The sequence below is a fragment of the Vreelandella alkaliphila genome, from assembly GCF_016107625.1.
Classification (GTDB): domain Bacteria; phylum Pseudomonadota; class Gammaproteobacteria; order Pseudomonadales; family Halomonadaceae; genus Vreelandella; species Vreelandella alkaliphila.
Genome location: NZ_JABASV010000009.1, coordinates 149957 through 167919, shown reverse-complemented (window position 1 = coordinate 167919; position 17963 = coordinate 149957). Strand labels below are relative to the sequence as shown.

Sequence of the window (17963 nt, the reverse complement as noted above, 5' to 3'; positions counted from 1 at the left end):
TCACAATAATCACACGTGCCCTCACCCTCAATTACGCCTGTTCGGTAAAAAACTTCCACCCGCTGGGTTAATTAAGAAAAAAACGCGCTATTAAGAAACCCCACACCATCTCCTCAACATAAAGTACAAGGTCCTCAGGAGCTTGCCGCCTTAACATTGTCGACAGTTTCCCGTAGAATCCATTTCATCCACCAGACGCTGTTTGTCAAGCGTATGTCACGTGTCCGAGCACATACTCAATACCGTGTGGGTATGCGCTCGTCACCATTAAGAAGATGAGAGGGCCCCAACGTGCTTGAAGCTTACCGCCAACATGTCGAGGAACGCGCTGCAGAGGGCGTACCGCCCAAGCCCCTGAACGCCGAACAAGTCGCTGCCTTAATTGAGCTACTTAAAAATCCGCCGGCAGGTGAAGAAGAGTTTATTCTTGACCTAATCACCAACCGAGTACCCCCAGGCGTTGATGAAGCTGCGTATGTAAAAGCAGGTTTCTTAACCGCGATTGCTAAAGGTGAAGCCACCTCTCCACTGATCGATAAGATCCATGCCGTCAAACTTCTCGGCACCATGCAAGGCGGTTATAACATCGTCTCCATGGTCGAACTATTAGACAATGAAGAACTTGCTCGAGAAGCTGGCGAACAGCTCAAGCATACCCTTCTCATGTTTGATGCGTTCCATGACGTTGAAGAGCGCGCCAAAAATGGCAATGCGGTTGCTAAAGACGTTATTCAGTCTTGGGCTGCTGCAGAGTGGTTCCTCTCCAAGCCTGCACTGGAAGAGAAAATCACCTTAACCGTCTTTAAGGTTCCTGGCGAAACCAATACTGACGACCTCTCTCCTGCGCCTGACGCGTGGTCGCGCCCAGACATCCCGCTGCATGCCAATGCCATGCTCAAAAACGAGCGCGAAGGTATTGAACCCGAAGTGCAAGGCACGACTGGCCCGCTGAAACAAATTGAAGAAGTTAAAGCGAAAGGCTTCCCCGTTGCCTATGTAGGCGACGTGGTTGGTACTGGCTCTTCACGCAAGTCCGCCACTAACTCTGTACTCTGGTTCTTCGGCGACGACATTCCTTACGTGCCCAATAAGCGCGCTGGCGGCTTCTGTTTTGGTGCCAAAATCGCACCGATCTTCTTCAATACTATGGAAGATTCTGGTGCACTGCCGGTTGAAATGGATGTTGCCAAACTAGAAATGGGCGACATCATTGATGTCTATCCATACGAAGGCAAAGTGTGCAAGCACGGTACCGACGAAGTACTGACAACCTTCGAACTTAAAACCCAACTGATTCTTGACGAAGTGCGCGCAGGTGGACGCATTCCGCTGATTATCGGTCGTGGTTTAACAGGTAAAGCGCGTGAATCGCTAGGCCTTGAGCCTTCTGATGTTTTCCGCCTGCCAGACCAGCCGGTTGATACTGGCAAGGGCTTCACCCTTGCTCAAAAAATGGTCGGTAAAGCGTGTGGCATGGACGGCGTACGCCCCGGCATGTACTGCGAGCCCAAGATGACCACCGTTGGCTCTCAGGACACAACAGGGCCGATGACCCGTGACGAGCTGAAAGACTTGGCGTGCCTTGGTTTCCAGGCCGACTTGGTCATGCAGTCATTCTGTCACACTGCGGCCTATCCAAAGCCTGTCGATGTGGATACGCACCACACACTGCCTGACTTCATCATGAACCGTGGCGGCGTCTCTCTTCGCCCCGGCGACGGCATCATCCACAGCTGGCTGAACCGTATGCTACTGCCCGACACAGTGGGTACCGGTGGTGACTCTCACACCCGTTTCCCGCTGGGCATTTCGTTTCCAGCAGGTTCTGGTCTGGTAGCGTTTGCTGCTGCGACTGGCGTTATGCCACTGGACATGCCGGAATCCGTACTGGTGCGCTTTAGAGGTGAGCGCCAGCCGGGCGTGACACTGCGCGACCTGGTTCACGCCATTCCCCTCTACGCCATCAAGCAGGGACTGCTAACCGTTGAGAAATCCGGTAAGAAGAACGCTTTCTCTGGCCGTGTATTGGAAATTGAAGGTCTTGAAGACCTGACCGTCGAGCAAGCTTTCGAGCTTTCCGACGCTTCAGCAGAGCGCAGTGCAGCAGGCTGTACAATCACCCTGTCTGAAGAAAGCGTCACCGAGTACCTTAAATCCAACATCACACTGCTGAAGTGGATGATTGCGAATGGCTACGGTGACGAACGCACTATCAGCCGTCGTATCGAAGGTATGGAAGCATGGCTTGAGAACCCAAGCTTGATGCGTGCTGACAAAGATGCTGACTACGCCGAAATCATCGAAATTGATTTGAGCGAAATTAAAGAACCCGTTCTTTGTGCGCCTAATGATCCAGATGATGCTCGTCTGCTTTCAGACGTTGCCGGCGAAAAAATTGATGAAGTATTTATCGGTTCGTGCATGACCAATATTGGTCACTTCCGTGCAGCCGGTAAACTACTTGAAAAACAGCCTGCGGGCAGCCTGAAAACGCGCCTTTGGCTGGCGCCGCCGACCAAAATGGATCAGCACCAGCTTACCGAAGAAGGCTATTACGGCATTTATGGCCGTGCTGGCGCCCGCATGGAAATGCCGGGATGTTCACTGTGTATGGGTAACCAGGCACGCGTTGCAGCGAAAAGCACTGTTGTGTCTACGTCTACACGTAACTTCCCGAACCGCTTAGGTGATGGTGCCAATGTATACCTCGCCTCAGCGGAACTCGCAGCCGTCGCTGCCGTGGAAGGCCGCCTTCCAACAGTGGAAGAGTACCAGCGATACATGAGTGAATTTGACGCACTCGCTGGAGAAATATATCGTTACATGAACTTCCACGAAATCGAGGAGTATCAAAAAATCGCCTCGAACGTGATTCCGGTTGCTCAAGAAGCTTAATGCTCTTTGCAGTACCGAGAACTTATCGCCGATGCTCGCAACATCGCAAGAAGGATGACAATGTCTCCTTTTTGAGCCGATGACCGAACGCCCCAACCTGCTTGCAGGCTGGGGCGTTTTTTTATGGCCGCCTGACTTTCATCAATGGGTCTTCATGGGCTAATTTTGAAGATAATGCTTCATAGGAGCGTGTAATGACATATGCAACCCCTGTTGTCACACCAGATTTATGTGATGCGAATCCTGACGTAATAGTACTTGAACCGATGTTTGCTAATTATGGTGGCGTCGACAGTTTTTACGGCCCTATTCGTACCGTTAAGTGTTTTGAAGACAACTCAATGGTTAAGCAAGCTGTTGCCGAACCAGGTGATGGTGCAGTGCTAGTTGTGGATGCTGGCGGGTCACACCGCTGTGCCATGCTTGGTGATATGCTCGCCGAGCAAGCCGCTAAAAATGGTTGGGCTGGTGTGGTGATGTATGGCTGTGTACGAGACGTCGACATTCTTGTCACACTACCACTTGGCGTTCAAGCGTTAGGTAACCATCCGCGCAAGAGCGAAAAGCGCGGCGAAGGGCAACGCGATATACCCATTACCTTTGCAGGCGCCACGTTACACACTGGACAATGGCTTTACGCAGATAACAACGGCATTATTATCGCCGAAAAACCGCTTGAGCTTTCCTAAGGCAAGGGCTTGCCAGGTGTGGTACTTAGTGCCACCCTGGTAATTCAACTCTGACAAAATTGTGACCATGCAGCCGCTTAACCAATTGGGCTACACCCTACTCCACACTCTGCGCGACCATCTTCGTCCTCTCATTGCTTATCACCTGCTCTTCACCCTATTAGCCTCTGCTCTTGTAGTGCCATTGATTGCGTGGATCTCTCGGGCCTTACTAGCGCAACTCAACCGAACAGTCGTCACCAATGATGCGCTGATTACACTGCTATTTAGTCCACTGGGCTTAGTTGCGTTGCTCGTGGGTCTTGGCTTTGCATTCTTACTGATTTATTGGCAACAAGCAGGCATGCTGCTGGTGGCCGTCAGACCTAAAGACAACCACTACCGACTCGCTTTTGAAGCACTGTGGTTAAGCACACGCCGTTTGCCAGCACTCGCGGGTCTGGTCATTCTTCAGGTAGGAGCCCACTTGTTGCTTTTAGCCCCTTTTATGATGGGCTTAGCGTGGCTTTATGATGTGTGGTTAAGCGGTATAGATCCCTACTATTTACAACAAACCCGCCCAGCCTCGCTGTGGTATTTTATTGCTTGCGCACTGCCGTTACTGGTTATCTGGCTTGGGTTTGCTGCGTGGCTCTACCTGCGTTGGTTACTAGCGCTACCGTTAGTAGCGTTGGACAACTGCCCCCCTTTCCAAGCACTTAAGCGTAGCGTGCGCTTAACTCGCGGCTGGCATCGTTCGATTGGTGTGGCGGTCTTAACACTGCTGATCGTCATTATCAGTCTGCCGATTATCTCTACATGGCTATTTGATAGTGTCGTGACGCCCCTGTTATGGGGACTACCCGAACATAATGCCGTGCTGATTCCAGCGATGTTGGCTTATTTAACCAGCTACGTACTGGTTACGTTAACCATTACATTTTTAGGTATTGCCACCAATGCCCTCCTATCAGCGTGCTTATACCTGCAACTGGCTTTTCGAGAGACACGCCCTTCGCCTCGGTCGGAACACGCCCATCCTGGTCGCCTTGCGTGGGCGATTGAACTAAGCGTACTGCTACTGGCGGGGCTACAAGCATGGTGGATACTCAACAGCTTTGAAATACGCGATAACGTAGCAGTCATCGCCCACCGAGGAAGCTCGATGGTAGCGCCGGAGAATACCTTATCCGCGATAAGACAAGCGCTTGAAGACGGTGCCGATGCTGTAGAACTGGATGTTCGCCTGAGTGCTGACAACCAGGTGCTTCTTTACCATGATCGCAGCTTGGCCCGGCTAACAGGCGATCGGCGAGAATTTGATTCACTCACTAGAGCAGAGTTGAGCAAAGTTGATGTCGGCAGCTGGTTTGGCGATGCCTTTCAAGACGAAAGGATTGCTGGTTTGGATGATGCTTTGGCGCTAGTGCGAGGACGCGCAGGCTTAATGATTGACATGAAGCCCTCGCCTGGCGACGAAGAGAGGCTTGCTCGCGCCGTATTAGCAACCCTTGAGACAGAAAGTGACATTCGTTATCGCTGCTGGGCAACCCAGGATAACGCGCTCAATGCGAACGCGAACTGCGGGTTTCCAAATGTATTCCTAGATATGCGCATGGCGACCATGTCACCCAGTATGGTGACTTATTTAAAACAGCAAGCCCCCGAATTACGCATTACCTTACTCGCCCAACTGATCTTGGCTGGCACGCTGGATCGACGCCAATTCGATGCTTTAGGCCTGCGTCATAACCGTATCACACCACAAGAAATTCGATTGGCGGCGCTTTATAACTACGAAATACACGCCTGGACAGTCAATGACCGAGCGCGCATGTCGGCACTGATTGATCTTGGGGTTGATGCGATAATCACTGACTATCCAGACCGTTTGAGCGAGCTAATAGAAGACCGCCGTGCGCTGAGCGACGGCGGTCTAATGCTGGTAAAACTGCGCAACTGGCTACGCCAATAGCAAAAATCTCTTTATGATTCCCAGTCGCCCGGCCAATGGCCGGGCGAAGATGAGCAACTCACCCCACTATGTCACTCACTGGTGTTGCGAGCCAGTCCTGCAAGCTGACAGTATTATTCGATGGTTTCACCCGCCAGCATAAACCAGGTTTCAAGCACCGCGTCTGGGTTTAAGGAGACAGAATCAATTCCCTGCTCCATTAACCACTTGGCCAGATCCGGATGATCAGAAGGGCCTTGACCACAAATGCCAACATACTTGCCTTGCGCTTTGCAGGCTTTGATGGCCATTGCTAATAGCTTTTTCACCGCTGGATTTCGTTCATCAAACAGATGCGCAACGATACCCGAGTCACGATCCAGACCTAGCGTCAGTTGGGTCAAATCATTGGAACCAATCGAGAAACCATCAAAGTACTCGAGGAACTCATCAGCCAGTAGTGCGTTAGCCGGTAACTCACACATCATGATAACTTTTAAGCCATCAGGATTAGACTCACCGCCCCGCGGTAAGCCATTAGCCGCTAACAACTCTACGACCTCGCGCGCTTCATCGGTTGTGCGGACAAAGGGCACCATGATTTCAACGTTATCAAAGCCCATTTCTTCACGAACCCGCTTCAGCGCTCGGCACTCAAGCTCAAAACAGGGCCTAAAGGCATCCGAGATATAACGCGAGGCCCCTCTGAAACCAAGCATTGGGTTCTCTTCACCGGGCTCATAAAGCTTGCCACCAATGAGGTTTTCGTACTCATTTGATTTAAAATCAGAGAGCCTTACGATCACTCGCTGAGGATGGAAAGCAGCGGCCAGGGTTGAGATGCCTTCGACCAGCTTATCAACATAGAAACTGACAGGATCATCGTAACCGGCAGTGCGCAAATCGATGACCTGCTGAAGATCAGCAGGCAGCGTGTCGTAATCCAACAGCGCTTTGGGGTGAACACCGATCATACGGTTAATGATGAACTCCAGCCTAGCAAGGCCAACCCCAGCGTGGGGTAAGCCAGCAAAGCCAAATGCACGGTCTGGGTTACCCACATTCATCATAATTTTGAAGGGGATCTCCGGCATCGCGTCGACACTTGAGACCTTGCAGTCAAATGCCAGAAGCCCTTCATATACGTGGCCAGTGTCACCTTCGGCACAGGACACCGTGACATCAATGCCTTCTTTAAGCTGAGTGGTTGCATCCCCGCAACCGACCACCGCAGGTATGCCCAATTCCCGCGCAATGATGGCCGCGTGACAAGTTCGTCCACCACGATTAGTAACAATCGCTGATGCACGCTTCATGATCGGTTCCCAATCCGGGTCGGTCATGTCGGTTACCAGGATGTCACCCTCTTGAACCTTGTCCATTTCTTCTGGGCTAAGTACTGTTTTTACCGTGCCACGCCCAATCCGCTGACCAATCGCCCGCCCTGTAATCAGCGTGCGTCCTTTTTCACGCAGGTGGAAGCGTTCTAACTTTCCTCCTTCCTGTTGTGAAACAACGGTTTCAGGACGTGCTTGAACGATGTAAAGCTGACCATCATCACCATCCAGTGCCCACTCGATATCCATCGGGCGCTGGTAATGTTTTTCAATGGTCATGGCTTGCCGTGCAAGATCCATGATCTGCTCATCGTTAATACAGAACCGACCACGATCATTAAACGGCACATCAACAGTTTCAACTGATTTACCAGCACTGGCATCTTGCCCATAGATCATTTTGATCAATTTAGAGCCTAGCGTCCGGCGAAGCACCGCGGGACGGCCAGCCTCAAGCGTGGGCTTGTGCACATAAAATTCATCAGGATTGACAGCCCCCTGGACGACGGTTTCACCAAGCCCCCAGGAAGCAGTGACAAACACTGCGTCGCGGTAACCAGACTCGGTATCCAGCGTAAACATAACCCCGGAAGCACCTGTCTCTGAACGCACCATCTTCTGCACACCCGCAGACAGCGCCACATTCTCATGGGCGTAGCCGCGGTGAACGCGGTAAGAGATCGCGCGGTCGTTGAATAGCGATGCAAACACTTCGTGCACCGCCTGTTTAATATTGTCAAAACCTTCAATATTGAGGAACGTTTCCTGCTGACCAGCAAAAGACGCATCAGGCAGATCTTCTGCCGTGGCCGAGCTGCGTACGGCAACTTTCAAGCTGGGATGCTTAGCCTGAAGCTGCTCATAGGCACCGCGTAAAGCATGTTCAAATGCAGGGGGAAGTGGCGTATCAATAATCCACTGGCGGATAGTCTTGCCAGCCTCTGCCAACGCCTTAACATCATCGACATCAAGGCGAGCAAGGGTGGCGTTGATGCGGTCATTTAGCCCTTCGTGAGAGAGAAACTCACGATAGGCATGGGCCGTCGTGGCAAATCCACCCGGCACTGTCACGCCCACACCTGATAAATTCGAGATCATTTCGCCAAGCGAAGCGTTTTTACCACCCACACGTTCGACGTCTGCCATACCTAGCTGATCGAACCATAGAATGTACTCTTCCACGCAACCCCCTCGCTTTTAGACTGCTTTGCGACCTGACAGGCCGACTCTAATTGACCATGTCACACTAGCATCGCCCTGCCGCATTCGCCATTGGTCTAATAGCGAACGGAGTGGAGGATTTTTACAACAAAGTGCAATAAAGGGCTTTTTATGTAGTCTTAATGAGGTAATTTTTATTAAATATGCGTTAAAACGAACTGCAATGTGAATGGCTTGGCAACGATTGTGCTAACCCACGCCTCACCCCACAATAGCAACTTTATTTATTGACGGATTTAGCGATGAAGCGAACAGCTTTTTTTATTTCTGATGGTACTGGCATTACGGCAGAAAGCCTTGGGCGTAGCCTGTTAGCTCAATTTAGTGATGTTGAAATTAATATGCTTACAAAGCCCTACATTGATACGCTGGAAAAGGCTCAAGCTTTAGCGGAAATAATCGACTCTACCGCCGTCCGTGACGGCCATCGGCCGATTATCATTGATACCATTGTGGATCAGGATATCCGTAACGTCATTCGACAGGCCTCAGGTTTCAAGGTGGATATCTTCTCTACCTTTTTAGAACCCCTAGAGCAAGAGCTAGAAACACACTCCTCTTACAGCGTCGGCAGAACGCACTCGATTGGTAGCGATGATGTCTACATGGATCGCATCCATTCCGTCCATTTTGCACTAGATAATGATGATGGCGCACGAACGCACCAATACGATAAAGCCGACATTATTCTGGTTGGCGTTTCACGTTGCGGAAAAACACCCACCTCTCTTTATCTAGCGCTTCAATTTGGTATTCGAGCAGCTAACTACCCATTAACTGAAGATGACCTGGATGAAGATGGCAGTTTAAAACTACCCAAGGCACTGGCTCCTCATAGACACAAGCTGTTTGGTCTGACAATTGATGCTCGCAGGCTAGCAGCAATACGCAACGAGCGCCGTCCAAACAGCCGCTACAGTTCAATGGATCAGTGTTTGCAAGAAGTTGAACAGGCTGAGTCGCTATATCGCTCGATGCACATCCCGTTTATCGATACGACACGCTTTTCAGTAGAAGAGATATCAACCCGAATGATTGCGGAGACAGGCCTAGCCAGGCGCTTCTCGCCCCGCTAGGCCAGAACATCACATGCCCTTGGGAGCAAATATTCCAGGGGCATTACGCCAGTAGCCTTTATAATCCATGCCAAAGCCGAACACGTAACGATCTGCAACCTCTAGGCTACAGTAATCGGCTTTTAAGCCAGGCACCGCTTTACGGTCATGCTGCTTATCCACCAGCACGGCCGTTGTAACGCTCGCCGCTTGGGCTTCCTCGCAGTAGGCAAGAATAGCGGCTAACGTAGAGCCTTCATCAAGAATGTCATCGACGATGACTACGTGGCGCCCTGCCATGGGAATTTCTGGAGAAACACGCCAAAAAAGTTCGCCACCACGCAACTCATTGCGATAGCGGGTCGCGTGCAGATAATCAACCTCAAGAGGGAAACCTAATCGAGTTAGCAGGTGCCCTGTAGTGATCAAGCCGCCATTCATAACACAGTAAAAAACTGGCAACTTATCCCCTAGATCTTTGCTAATTGCCTCGGCCATTCGATCCAGTGCGCGCTCAACTTGTTCTTGAGAAATTAAGCAGTCAGCGTTATCCATCAGCTCACGCATTGAGTCAAGCGACTCAAGCGCCTCTTTATCCAGTTTGGACATCGGGTTACTCCAAGAAGAGGTTAACTAGTCAGTGACTTAAAAACGAAATAATTTAAGAAAAGATGGGGTTAGTTCGCCAACGCTTCTAATTTGGCATGGGTACGACGCCAGCGGCCAAGCGCCGTTAGCGCATCCACATCTGGACGGGCTCGCCCATAGCGTAGCTTGATTGGTCGTTTGCTGTGTAATCCTTGGCATGCTTCAACAACGTCTAACGCTGCAGAGCGGTCATTACAGACCAATAGCATGTCGCATCCTGCGGCAAGGGCAGCACTGGCGCGCTCCTTCGGGTCACCCGCTTCATGAGCACCCGCCATGCTTAAATCATCTGAAAAGATACAACCTTTAAACCCCAGGGACTCTCTTAACATTCCCAACCAGCTAGGTGAGAAGCCAGCAGGACGTGAGTCAAACGCACTATAAATAACATGGGCAGGCATAACACCATCAAGCTGAGTAGCAAGCTGGCTAAACGGAACAAGATCGCGCTGTTTAATAAGCGCCAGCGGACGGTCATCCACAGGTAACGCCACATGGGAGTCAGCGGCAACGCCACCATGGCCAGGAAAATGCTTACCTACCGCCGCCATACCCGCTTCATGCAAACCGTTGATAAAACACTGACCCAGCGCAGCGACGTGTGCAGGGTCGGTGCTGAAGCTACGATCACCGATAACGCTAGAGATGCCACTTTCGACATCTAAAACAGGCGCAAAGCTGATATCCAGACCGCAAGCAGCCATTTCCATCCCCAGCAACCAACCCGCATCTTTTGCTAGTGCAAGACCGGATGCCGAATCCTCAGCGAATTGATCACCAATGCGTGCCATGGCTGGCATGCGAGTAACGCCTTCTTTAATTCGCTGAACGCGACCGCCTTCTTGATCAATACCAAGTAACAGCTCGCCGCGGACACGACGAATATCACTGCAAAGCTTTCTAACCTGGTAAGCATTCTCGACATTTCTAGCGAATAAAATGACACCGCCCACAGCAGGGTCCATCAAAAGATGTTTTTCAGCTTTGGTTAATCGCGGCCCTTCAAGGTCAAGCATGACCGGGCCTAAAGATTGAGTCATTGTGATGGATCCAACAAAAGGGCCGTCAATTTTAGTTGATCAATCTCTCGTGTCAAAAAATCAATAATAAGCTGCCTACGCTTAGCCATTATGAAGCCAAACAGGTGTGCCCGGCGGCGCATGCTCAAAAAGATAAAGCAGATCGTCATTGCGCAACCGAATACACCCATGTGAAGCAGCCACACCCATCGGTTGATCAGGTGGCGTGCCATGAAGGTAGATAAAGCGACGCTGAGTGTCGACATCCCCGCCGCGATTCACTCCTCTCTCTAAACCACAGAGCCACAAAATGCGCGTTAATATCCAATCACGATGAGGGAATTCCGCCGCAAGCGCCGACGTAAACACCTCCCCAGTCCACCGTCGCCCCCGAAAAACAGCATTATCAGCTAAACCGCCACCTATCGATGCGCGGATATAATGCCATCCCAGGGGGGTTTGACCACTACCTTCCTGCTGTCCTACACCTTTCTCACCGGTGGATACAGAGCACGTGTACTGCAGCGTACGCCCTTGCCACCAGCATAGCTGCTGCTGTTTGATATTGATTTCTATCCAACCACCATTCTGCGGGGGTAGTTCAGCTAGCGTGGGCGTTCGCATAATGTCCTTCATCAGCAGCAGGCGGTAGCGGAGCATTCATGGCAGCAACCACGACAGGGCGTAAACGTCTTACCAAATCCCTGACGGTTACTTGCTCATTATAGTCTTTCGCAGCAATGTCTCGCAGCGCATCTAGACCCGACAGCGTAAAAATCACGGTGCCCAACATGAAATGCAGTCGCCAAAAACGCTCAGCATCAGGTAAATCTGGCGTTGCCTGGCGCACGAGTTCAGTAAAGCGGGTAAATACGTCTCCGTACTGCTGTTGGATATAACGGCGTAAATGCCCTTGTGCCTGGCTATACGCCAATCCTAGCAGACGCATAAACACCTTCAGGCTATTGCGCTCAGCAGGCACTGCCAGCACCGTGCTTGCCATTGTTTCCAACAGCACTTCAAGCGGAATCACATCACCGTTGTACTGCGCTTCCAGCTCATCAAGCGCCGTATGAAAACGTTGCGAGAAGGGGTCTAAATAGCGCGCAAACACCGCTTGGATAAGCGCTTTTTTAGAACCAAAGTGGTAATTGACAGCCGCCAAATTGACCCGCGCTTTACTGGTGATATTGCGTAGCGATGTTTCGGCAAAACCACGCTCGGCAAACAGCACCTCAGCGGTATCGAGGATACGTGTTACCGTATCAGATTGCGCCATAGCGCCCTCCAGAAAACGAGTGTTTAAAACATCGTTAAATACTATGCCATAACGCTATTTGGCTCAATCACTTATCTTTAGCTTTTTACCCAACGCTCAAATACACCCTAGGCCCCTATTCAAACGCCTGCCATCAGACGCTCCGTCGACAGAGCCCCTCAGACTTACCGTTCTTATCTCCACTCCTGACACCATTCGCATAACGACTCCCATGCCATAGCGAAACGCTCTAGCATGTACTGGACAGAGCAACATACTGTATACTTAACCACATACTGTTTAAGCCGACATGTAGCCACTGTCTTGTTTAATTTTTTGGAGTTTGTTATGTCGCGTCCACTTACTGCTCGTCAACAGCATGTTTTTGATTTTATTGTTAAAACGATGTCTGAATTTGGCTATCCGCCAACCCGCGCAGAAATTGCCAAAGCGCTAGGCTTTCGCTCCCCTAACGCTGCTGAAGAGCATTTACGAGCGCTTGAGCGTAAAGGTGCCATCCGCATCATTCGCAATACCTCGCGGGGGATTCGACTGCCTAATCAGGAACCGCAGGATGTCAGTGATGTCTCGGCAACAGCGCCTGCCGCCAACGTAGAACCACTACCCAATGGCTTACCTGTCATTGGCGAAGTGGCCGCAGGAAGCCCGATTCTAGCAGCGGAACACATTGATCGTTATTGCCCACTCCCCGCTGAATACTTTACCCCCAAAGCGGATTACCTTCTTCGGGTGCGAGGCTTGTCAATGAAGGATGTTGGCATACTGGAAGGCGACCTTCTTGCCGTGCATCGCACCGACCGGGTTCGTGATGGCCAGATTGTGGTGGCAAGGCTAGAAGATGAAGTAACTGTAAAACGCTTTAAACGACAGGGCCATACGGTGACGCTGATTGCTGAAAACAACGACTTTGCGCCCATAGAAATTGACCTACGCACGCAGCAGTTGGATATCGAAGGGGTGGGAGTTGGTGTCATACGTGGCGGTAACGGCCAAGCACTGGGATAAGCGAGTAAGTGTAAATGCCGGTGAGGCACTCGATAGAGATACTCACCGGCTATCGCAATGTTACTGAGAGTCTATATAGCGACGATCATTAAACGTAGCTACCCAACTCGGGTGATACACCAATAAAATACTGAGCAACATCCCTGTGATGAAAGCCTCGGAGGGCATTAACAGGGGTAAGAAGCGCGCATACTCTTGGGCTAAGTACACAGCTTCAGAGTCGGTACCCGCCACCATGATTAGCAAGACCGCCGACAACCCTCCTGCCAGTGTTGCCAGCGCTGCGCCAAAAAAGCCGCATACGAATAGAAAGATCATCAAGTTATCCGGCAGGCGCCGATCTACCCATCGCCATACCAAACCGGTAATGACCGCAGGTACAATGCCGGTTACCAATACATTAGCGCCTAGTAACACCCATTCGTTGCGGCCAATAGCTGACATCGCAACATTAATCAGCACATTGCTGATTAATGCGAGAGGCATTTTGAATACCAACGTCATTAAGACAGTGAATACTAAGTGCAGGGTTAGCCAATCGACTGCCTGAGCACGCAGTTGCCACATCAACACTACAGCGAGCGTCGCGGCTAACCACCGATGCTGAAGAGCCACATCGCCTATCAGTACTCGCCAAGGGCGCAGCCATATCATCCATGCAAGTACGCTCAACGATACCAACCACGTCAGCAACAATGCCCAGGGAGCTAAAACACTTTGCGCGAAAGACATGGATGCCCCTATCTACCCGTCAGCTAGCGACAAGCCAGCTGTAAAATTGAATTGACTAAAAACTCTGCGTATCTAAACAACATGCTTAGCTGAACACCACGGTCTTATTGCCATGGATTAATACTCGGTCTTCTAAATGCCATCGTAAACCACGCGCCAATACCGCTTTTTCGACATCGCGCCCAAAACGCACGAGATCCGTTGGCGTGTGGCAATGACTTACCCGATGAATATCTTGTTCAATAATCGGCCCAGCATCCAGTTCTTCAGTGACATAGTGACAGGTAGCACCGATTAGCTTAACGCCACGCTGGTAAGCTTGATGATAGGGCTTAGCACCGGCAAAAGAGGGTAAGAAGCTATGGTGGATGTTAATCACCCGTCCCGCGTAACGTGAGCAGAGCGAAGGTGGCAAAATCTGCATGTAACGTGCCAGCACAACGCAGTCAGCCCTTGCGCTATCAATCTGAGTTTGCACCTGCTCGAAAGCAACCTGCTTGTTATCAGGATCTACGGGCACATGATGGTAAGGAATGCCATACCACTCAGTGAGTGATCGCATATCCTCATGGTTTGAAATAACCCCGACAATATCGCAATCAAGCTCCCCAGCCTGCCAACGATAAAGCAGATCAACCAGGCAGTGAGACTCCCGCGACACCATCAACACCACACGCCTACGCTTTTGAGTATCGACGAGCGACCACTGCATATTGAAGGCTTTAGCCACCGGCTCAAACGCACTACGTAACGCCTCCGCCGACATACCCAACGAATCTGCCAAAATTTCGTATCGCATGAAGAATCGGCCAGTCTCAAGATCAGAATGCTGGCTTGCTTCAGTGATAGAACCACCTTGTTGAGCAATAAAGCTTGAGACACGCGCCACAATGCCCACTTGATCAGGGCAAGAAACCACCAAACGGTAATAATGAGACATAAATAAACACTCTTGACATATTTTAACGGCACGTTCGACAAGCACCTACCAGCGGTAGGTAAGCGGTATATAGGCGAAATAGTGTACCTTATGCTTATCAAGGAAGCACCGCAGCCAAATGCCACGATGATTGTTACCCGCCCCTGCCTTCCCGTATAGTTAAGGCCTTACTTTTTAGGCTTTTCATTACTGATGCACCCACCACGCGTTCAACTTCGTCCCCGCCGTCGCCCTCCCCTGCGCCTACTGCCGCTAGGTGGGTGTGGTGAAATTGGAATGAACCTTACGCTGTATGGATACGATGATGAGTGGATCGCCGTCGACTGCGGCATGATGATTCGCCAAGATCTACCTAATTCTCCACTGCAGGTGCCCAATACAGATACATTAGCAGCACTCAACATTACCCCAAAGGCACTCTACATTACCCATGGCCATGAAGATCATATTGGCGCCGTGGCGTGGCTCTGGCCTAAGTGGAATTGCCCTATTTTTGCAACGCCGTTAGCGGCGGGATTGCTGCGCCATAAGTTTGCAGAACATCAGCTTAGTAGCGCCGCTATAAACGTTGTGGAACCGAGTGATGCAATGGAGCTCGGCCCCTTCACGCTGCGTTACCTTCAAGTTACCCATTCGATTCCTGAAAGCTGCTCAATCCTAATGCAGGCAGGCGACTATCGCGTGCTACACACCGGGGACTGGAAACTAGACCCTAACCCGTTAATTGGTTCGCCCATTAACGCTGCTCAATTTCGTGCGCTCGCGCCTATCGACCTCGTCGTAGGCGACTCCACTAACGCCCCGATGCCCGGCCATTCAGGCAGTGAAGGCGATGTTGCAAAAGCACTCGCTCACACCTTGAAGCAGTGCAAAGGCCGCGTGGTGGTATCTTGTTTTGCCAGCAACCTCGCCCGCGTATTAGCGATTGGGATTGCTGCCCAACAGTGCGGCCGACGCGTCAGTCTGATGGGCCGTTCAATGGAACGCATGGTGAGTGTCGCGAAGGGCCTAGGGTATCTAGACGACTTTCCGCCGCTAGTACCGCCCCATGACTTAGGCTACCTGCCGCCAGAAGAGGTGGTGATTATTGCTACGGGCAGCCAAGGCGAACCACGTGCAGCACTACAACGCTTAGCGCAGCGGAGGCACCCGTTTGTGGATCTTGAGCCAGGCGATAGCATCATTTTTTCTGCCAAAGCCATACCAGGCAACGAGCGCCCTATTGAACAACTGAAAAAACGCCTAGTGCAGCTTGGGGTGTCAATTTTCGATGAGATGAACCACCCAGAATTACACGCTACTGGGCATCCTGCCGAAGATGAGCTGAGAAAACTGTATCAATGGATTCGGCCGAAAACATTGCTGCCGGTGCATGGGGAGGCGCGCCATCAGGCTGCCCATCAAGAGATTGCCACCAGCCTCGGTATTAACGCCCCGCTCGCACCGGTAAATGGCGACATGTTGATGTTCGACAATCTAGGCTTACGCTGCGAAGCACGCTATCCCCAGCCGCCCTGCATCGTTAATCAGAACAGCGTCGTGCCTCATCCAGGGCTCGATACCGGCTCTCATTCATCGCGGCGCGGCAGTTTGTTCTTAGCGCTTCCCGTTACGGCTACCGACACTGGCTGGTGCCGCATTGGTCGTTTGATGCTGGATGCCAGCGGTACCAGCCCACTCGATGAAGATAGTTTCAGCGAATGGCTAGATGATCAGTTATTAGAAATAGCAGCAGAGACATTGGCCGATTTGCGTCAAGCACTGCAACCGAGGCTCATTCATTGGCTAGCCAATCACCTACAGCACATGCCAGACGTACATTTACAAATAATGGCAACCGAAATGCCCTCTTCAGAAGCCATTAGCGATAGTTAAAGCCATTGGCGATAGTTAAAGCCATTGGCGATATTAATGCTATTGGCAATATCGTCTACCAGCGTTCTGCAGCTTGCTGATCAGTATGCCGCTCTTTTACCCAGTAAGCCCCCTGACGGGAGTGCTCTTTCTTCCAAAACGGCGCCTGGGTTTTTAAAAAATCCATAATAAAGTCGCAGGCTTGGAAAGCATCGCGGCGATGAGCACTGGCCACCAGCACCCGCACAATAGGGTCTCCCGGCGTCAAATCACCAATGCGGTGAATAATCCGCACGGCCTGTAAATCCCAACGCCGATAGGCCTGCTCACCAATCTGCGTTAATGTGCGCTCGGTCATCCCTGGGTAGTGCTCAAGAGTCAGCCCAATAACATCAGGGGATTCATTAAAGTCACGCACAAATCCCGTGAAGGTGACAATAGCGCCGATATCGGTGCGCTTGCGCAGCGCACTTTCATAGCCATCATCCATTTTAAACGCTTCTTCTTGAACCCTGACAGCAATATCCAATTCAGTCTCTGTAATATCAGCCATCTGATTACCCACCCGTCACTGGAGGAAAGAAGGCCACTTCATCCTCATCGGTAAGGCGCGCACTATCGTTGGCCATCACTTGATTGATAGCACACAACGTGCGCTGCTCTGACAACACATTAAAGCGTGCATCCATAGCGCTTAACGCCGCTTTCAACCCCGCCACATCTCGACTCGGCAGTTGATCAAGCCCAATGGCAAGGTCACTCTCTTCCACCCGCTCACGCAGCTCAGCAAGAAACTTAACCCGAACGCAAGGGGATGCACATCGCTCGCCTAAGCGAACCTCTCCCGCAACGCCACCGCCAGTCACAATTGGTTCTGGCACACCTCGTTGATAATCGCCACGAACACCGCCCCGCTTACTTTCCAATTGAATGGCGTCAATGCGCATCTCTTTATCCACCGCTTTACACATATCGTAAAGCGTCAGACAAGCTACTGACACGGCTGTCAGGGCTTCCATTTCCACCCCGGTCTGTCCGTTAAGGCGGCAAAGCGCGGAGACTTCAACACAGCCGTTAGCGTGATCAATATCGAAATCTACAGAGACTTTTGAAAGCGCTAATGAATGGCACAACGGGATCAACTCATGCGTGCGCTTTGCTGCCTGAATACCCGCAATGCGCGCGGTCGCCAGCACATCGCCTTTGGGCAACTCGCCATCACTCAACAGCTGCAACGTTTTAGGCTGCATAACGATACGCCCAGACGCTACCGCCTCGCGGCGAGTCTCTCGCTTATCTCCGACATCGACCATGTTGGCTTCGCCGTGTTTATTGAGGTGAGTTAGCTGCATATCG

Annotated in this window: 15 protein-coding genes; 6 read left to right on the top strand and 9 right to left on the bottom strand. The window is 51.3% G+C overall.

The features are described from left to right. Nucleotides 1-291 precede the first annotated feature (291 nt). The 3 genes from acnB (at nucleotide 292) to JFC11_RS14585 (ending at nucleotide 5538) form a co-directional block, all read left to right on the top strand. The gene (gene acnB / locus JFC11_RS14595) at nucleotides 292-2895 is read left to right on the top strand and encodes a bifunctional aconitate hydratase 2/2-methylisocitrate dehydratase (protein ID WP_198349834.1); all 2604 of its coding nucleotides are present in this window, start codon (nucleotides 292-294) and stop codon (nucleotides 2893-2895) included. 194 nt (nucleotides 2896-3089) lie between these two features. Further along, nucleotides 3090-3584: a ribonuclease E activity regulator RraA gene (gene rraA, locus JFC11_RS14590; RefSeq protein ID WP_038483805.1), complete on the top strand. Its 495-nt coding sequence runs from the start codon at nucleotides 3090-3092 to the stop codon at nucleotides 3582-3584. Nucleotides 3585-3651: 67 nt separating this feature from the next. Then, nucleotides 3652-5538 carry a glycerophosphodiester phosphodiesterase family protein gene (locus tag JFC11_RS14585; RefSeq protein ID WP_198349851.1) on the top strand — a complete coding sequence of 629 codons (1887 nt, stop codon included), beginning with the start codon at nucleotides 3652-3654 and terminating at the stop codon, nucleotides 5536-5538. A 113-nt stretch (nucleotides 5539-5651) separates the two neighbouring features. Here JFC11_RS14585 and ppsA read toward each other — a convergent pair whose 3' ends face one another. Further along, nucleotides 5652-8036 carry a phosphoenolpyruvate synthase gene (ppsA, locus tag JFC11_RS14580; RefSeq protein ID WP_038483803.1) on the bottom strand — a complete coding sequence of 795 codons (2385 nt, stop codon included), beginning with the start codon at nucleotides 8034-8036 and terminating at the stop codon, nucleotides 5652-5654. Nucleotides 8037-8317: 281 nt separating this feature from the next. Here ppsA and ppsR point away from each other — a divergent pair, with 281 nt between their 5' ends. Further along, entirely contained in the window at nucleotides 8318-9151 is an 834-nt protein-coding gene (ppsR, locus tag JFC11_RS14575) for a posphoenolpyruvate synthetase regulatory kinase/phosphorylase PpsR (RefSeq protein ID WP_038483801.1), read from the top strand. Nucleotides 9152-9160: 9 nt separating this feature from the next. Here ppsR and JFC11_RS14570 read toward each other — a convergent pair whose 3' ends face one another. The 4 genes from JFC11_RS14570 to JFC11_RS14555 all read right to left on the bottom strand — a co-directional run bounded on the left by JFC11_RS14570 (nucleotide 9161) and on the right by JFC11_RS14555 (nucleotide 12076). After that, nucleotides 9161-9739, bottom strand: coding sequence for a hypoxanthine-guanine phosphoribosyltransferase (locus JFC11_RS14570; protein WP_009723414.1), 579 nt, complete (start codon nucleotides 9737-9739; stop codon nucleotides 9161-9163). 68 nt (nucleotides 9740-9807) lie between these two features. After that, nucleotides 9808-10818, bottom strand: a complete 1011-nt coding sequence (nagZ, locus tag JFC11_RS14565) for a beta-N-acetylhexosaminidase (protein WP_038483798.1) — start codon at nucleotides 10816-10818, stop codon at nucleotides 9808-9810. Nucleotides 10819-10899: 81 nt separating this feature from the next. Beyond that, a complete protein-coding gene (locus tag JFC11_RS14560; protein ID WP_038483796.1) occupies nucleotides 10900-11421 on the bottom strand; it encodes a L,D-transpeptidase in 522 nt (173 codons plus the stop codon). Continuing rightward, the gene (locus tag JFC11_RS14555) at nucleotides 11399-12076 is read right to left on the bottom strand and encodes a TetR/AcrR family transcriptional regulator (protein WP_038483793.1); all 678 of its coding nucleotides are present in this window, start codon (nucleotides 12074-12076) and stop codon (nucleotides 11399-11401) included. The genes JFC11_RS14560 and JFC11_RS14555 overlap by 23 nt, the downstream gene beginning before the upstream one ends. Before the next feature lie 327 nt (nucleotides 12077-12403). Here JFC11_RS14555 and lexA point away from each other — a divergent pair, with 327 nt between their 5' ends. Beyond that, nucleotides 12404-13081: a transcriptional repressor LexA gene (gene lexA, locus JFC11_RS14550; protein WP_038483790.1), complete on the top strand. Its 678-nt coding sequence runs from the start codon at nucleotides 12404-12406 to the stop codon at nucleotides 13079-13081. A 60-nt stretch (nucleotides 13082-13141) separates the two neighbouring features. On the opposite strand, the gene JFC11_RS14545 is transcribed toward lexA, so the two are convergent. Beyond that, a complete protein-coding gene (locus tag JFC11_RS14545; protein WP_095604124.1) occupies nucleotides 13142-13813 on the bottom strand; it encodes an energy-coupling factor ABC transporter permease in 672 nt (223 codons plus the stop codon). Nucleotides 13814-13898: 85 nt separating this feature from the next. Next, nucleotides 13899-14753: a formyltetrahydrofolate deformylase gene (gene purU, locus JFC11_RS14540; protein ID WP_095604125.1), complete on the bottom strand. Its 855-nt coding sequence runs from the start codon at nucleotides 14751-14753 to the stop codon at nucleotides 13899-13901. A gap of 276 nt (nucleotides 14754-15029) precedes the next feature. Between purU and JFC11_RS14535 the strand changes: the two genes are divergently transcribed. Further along, nucleotides 15030-16628, top strand: coding sequence for a ribonuclease J (locus JFC11_RS14535; RefSeq protein WP_198349850.1), 1599 nt, complete (start codon nucleotides 15030-15032; stop codon nucleotides 16626-16628). 55 nt (nucleotides 16629-16683) lie between these two features. Here JFC11_RS14535 and moaE read toward each other — a convergent pair whose 3' ends face one another. Both moaE and moaC read right to left on the bottom strand, forming a co-directional pair. Further along, entirely contained in the window at nucleotides 16684-17160 is a 477-nt protein-coding gene (gene moaE, locus JFC11_RS14530) for a molybdopterin synthase catalytic subunit MoaE (RefSeq protein ID WP_120387028.1), read from the bottom strand. Nucleotides 17161-17164: 4 nt separating this feature from the next. Next, nucleotides 17165-17959: a cyclic pyranopterin monophosphate synthase MoaC gene (moaC, locus tag JFC11_RS14525; protein WP_198349833.1), complete on the bottom strand. Its 795-nt coding sequence runs from the start codon at nucleotides 17957-17959 to the stop codon at nucleotides 17165-17167. Between the last annotated feature and the right edge of the window lie 4 nt (nucleotides 17960-17963).

Coding starts and splice junctions, on each gene's coding strand:
- rraA (WP_038483805.1), top strand. CDS start 3,090: ATGACATATGCAACCCCTGTTGTCACACCAGATTTATGTGATGCGAAT.
- JFC11_RS14585 (WP_198349851.1), top strand. CDS start 3,652: ATGCAGCCGCTTAACCAATTGGGCTACACCCTACTCCACACTCTGCGC.
- ppsR (WP_038483801.1), top strand. CDS start 8,318: ATGAAGCGAACAGCTTTTTTTATTTCTGATGGTACTGGCATTACGGCA.
- JFC11_RS14570 (WP_009723414.1), bottom strand. CDS start 9,739: ATGTCCAAACTGGATAAAGAGGCGCTTGAGTCGCTTGACTCAATGCGT.
- nagZ (WP_038483798.1), bottom strand. CDS start 10,818: ATGACTCAATCTTTAGGCCCGGTCATGCTTGACCTTGAAGGGCCGCGA.
- JFC11_RS14560 (WP_038483796.1), bottom strand. CDS start 11,421: ATGCGAACGCCCACGCTAGCTGAACTACCCCCGCAGAATGGTGGTTGG.
- JFC11_RS14555 (WP_038483793.1), bottom strand. CDS start 12,076: ATGGCGCAATCTGATACGGTAACACGTATCCTCGATACCGCTGAGGTG.
- lexA (WP_038483790.1), top strand. CDS start 12,404: ATGTCGCGTCCACTTACTGCTCGTCAACAGCATGTTTTTGATTTTATT.
- JFC11_RS14545 (WP_095604124.1), bottom strand. CDS start 13,813: ATGTCTTTCGCGCAAAGTGTTTTAGCTCCCTGGGCATTGTTGCTGACG.
- purU (WP_095604125.1), bottom strand. CDS start 14,753: ATGTCTCATTATTACCGTTTGGTGGTTTCTTGCCCTGATCAAGTGGGC.
- JFC11_RS14535 (WP_198349850.1), top strand. CDS start 15,030: ATGAACCTTACGCTGTATGGATACGATGATGAGTGGATCGCCGTCGAC.
- moaE (WP_120387028.1), bottom strand. CDS start 17,160: ATGGCTGATATTACAGAGACTGAATTGGATATTGCTGTCAGGGTTCAA.
- moaC (WP_198349833.1), bottom strand. CDS start 17,959: ATGCAGCTAACTCACCTCAATAAACACGGCGAAGCCAACATGGTCGAT.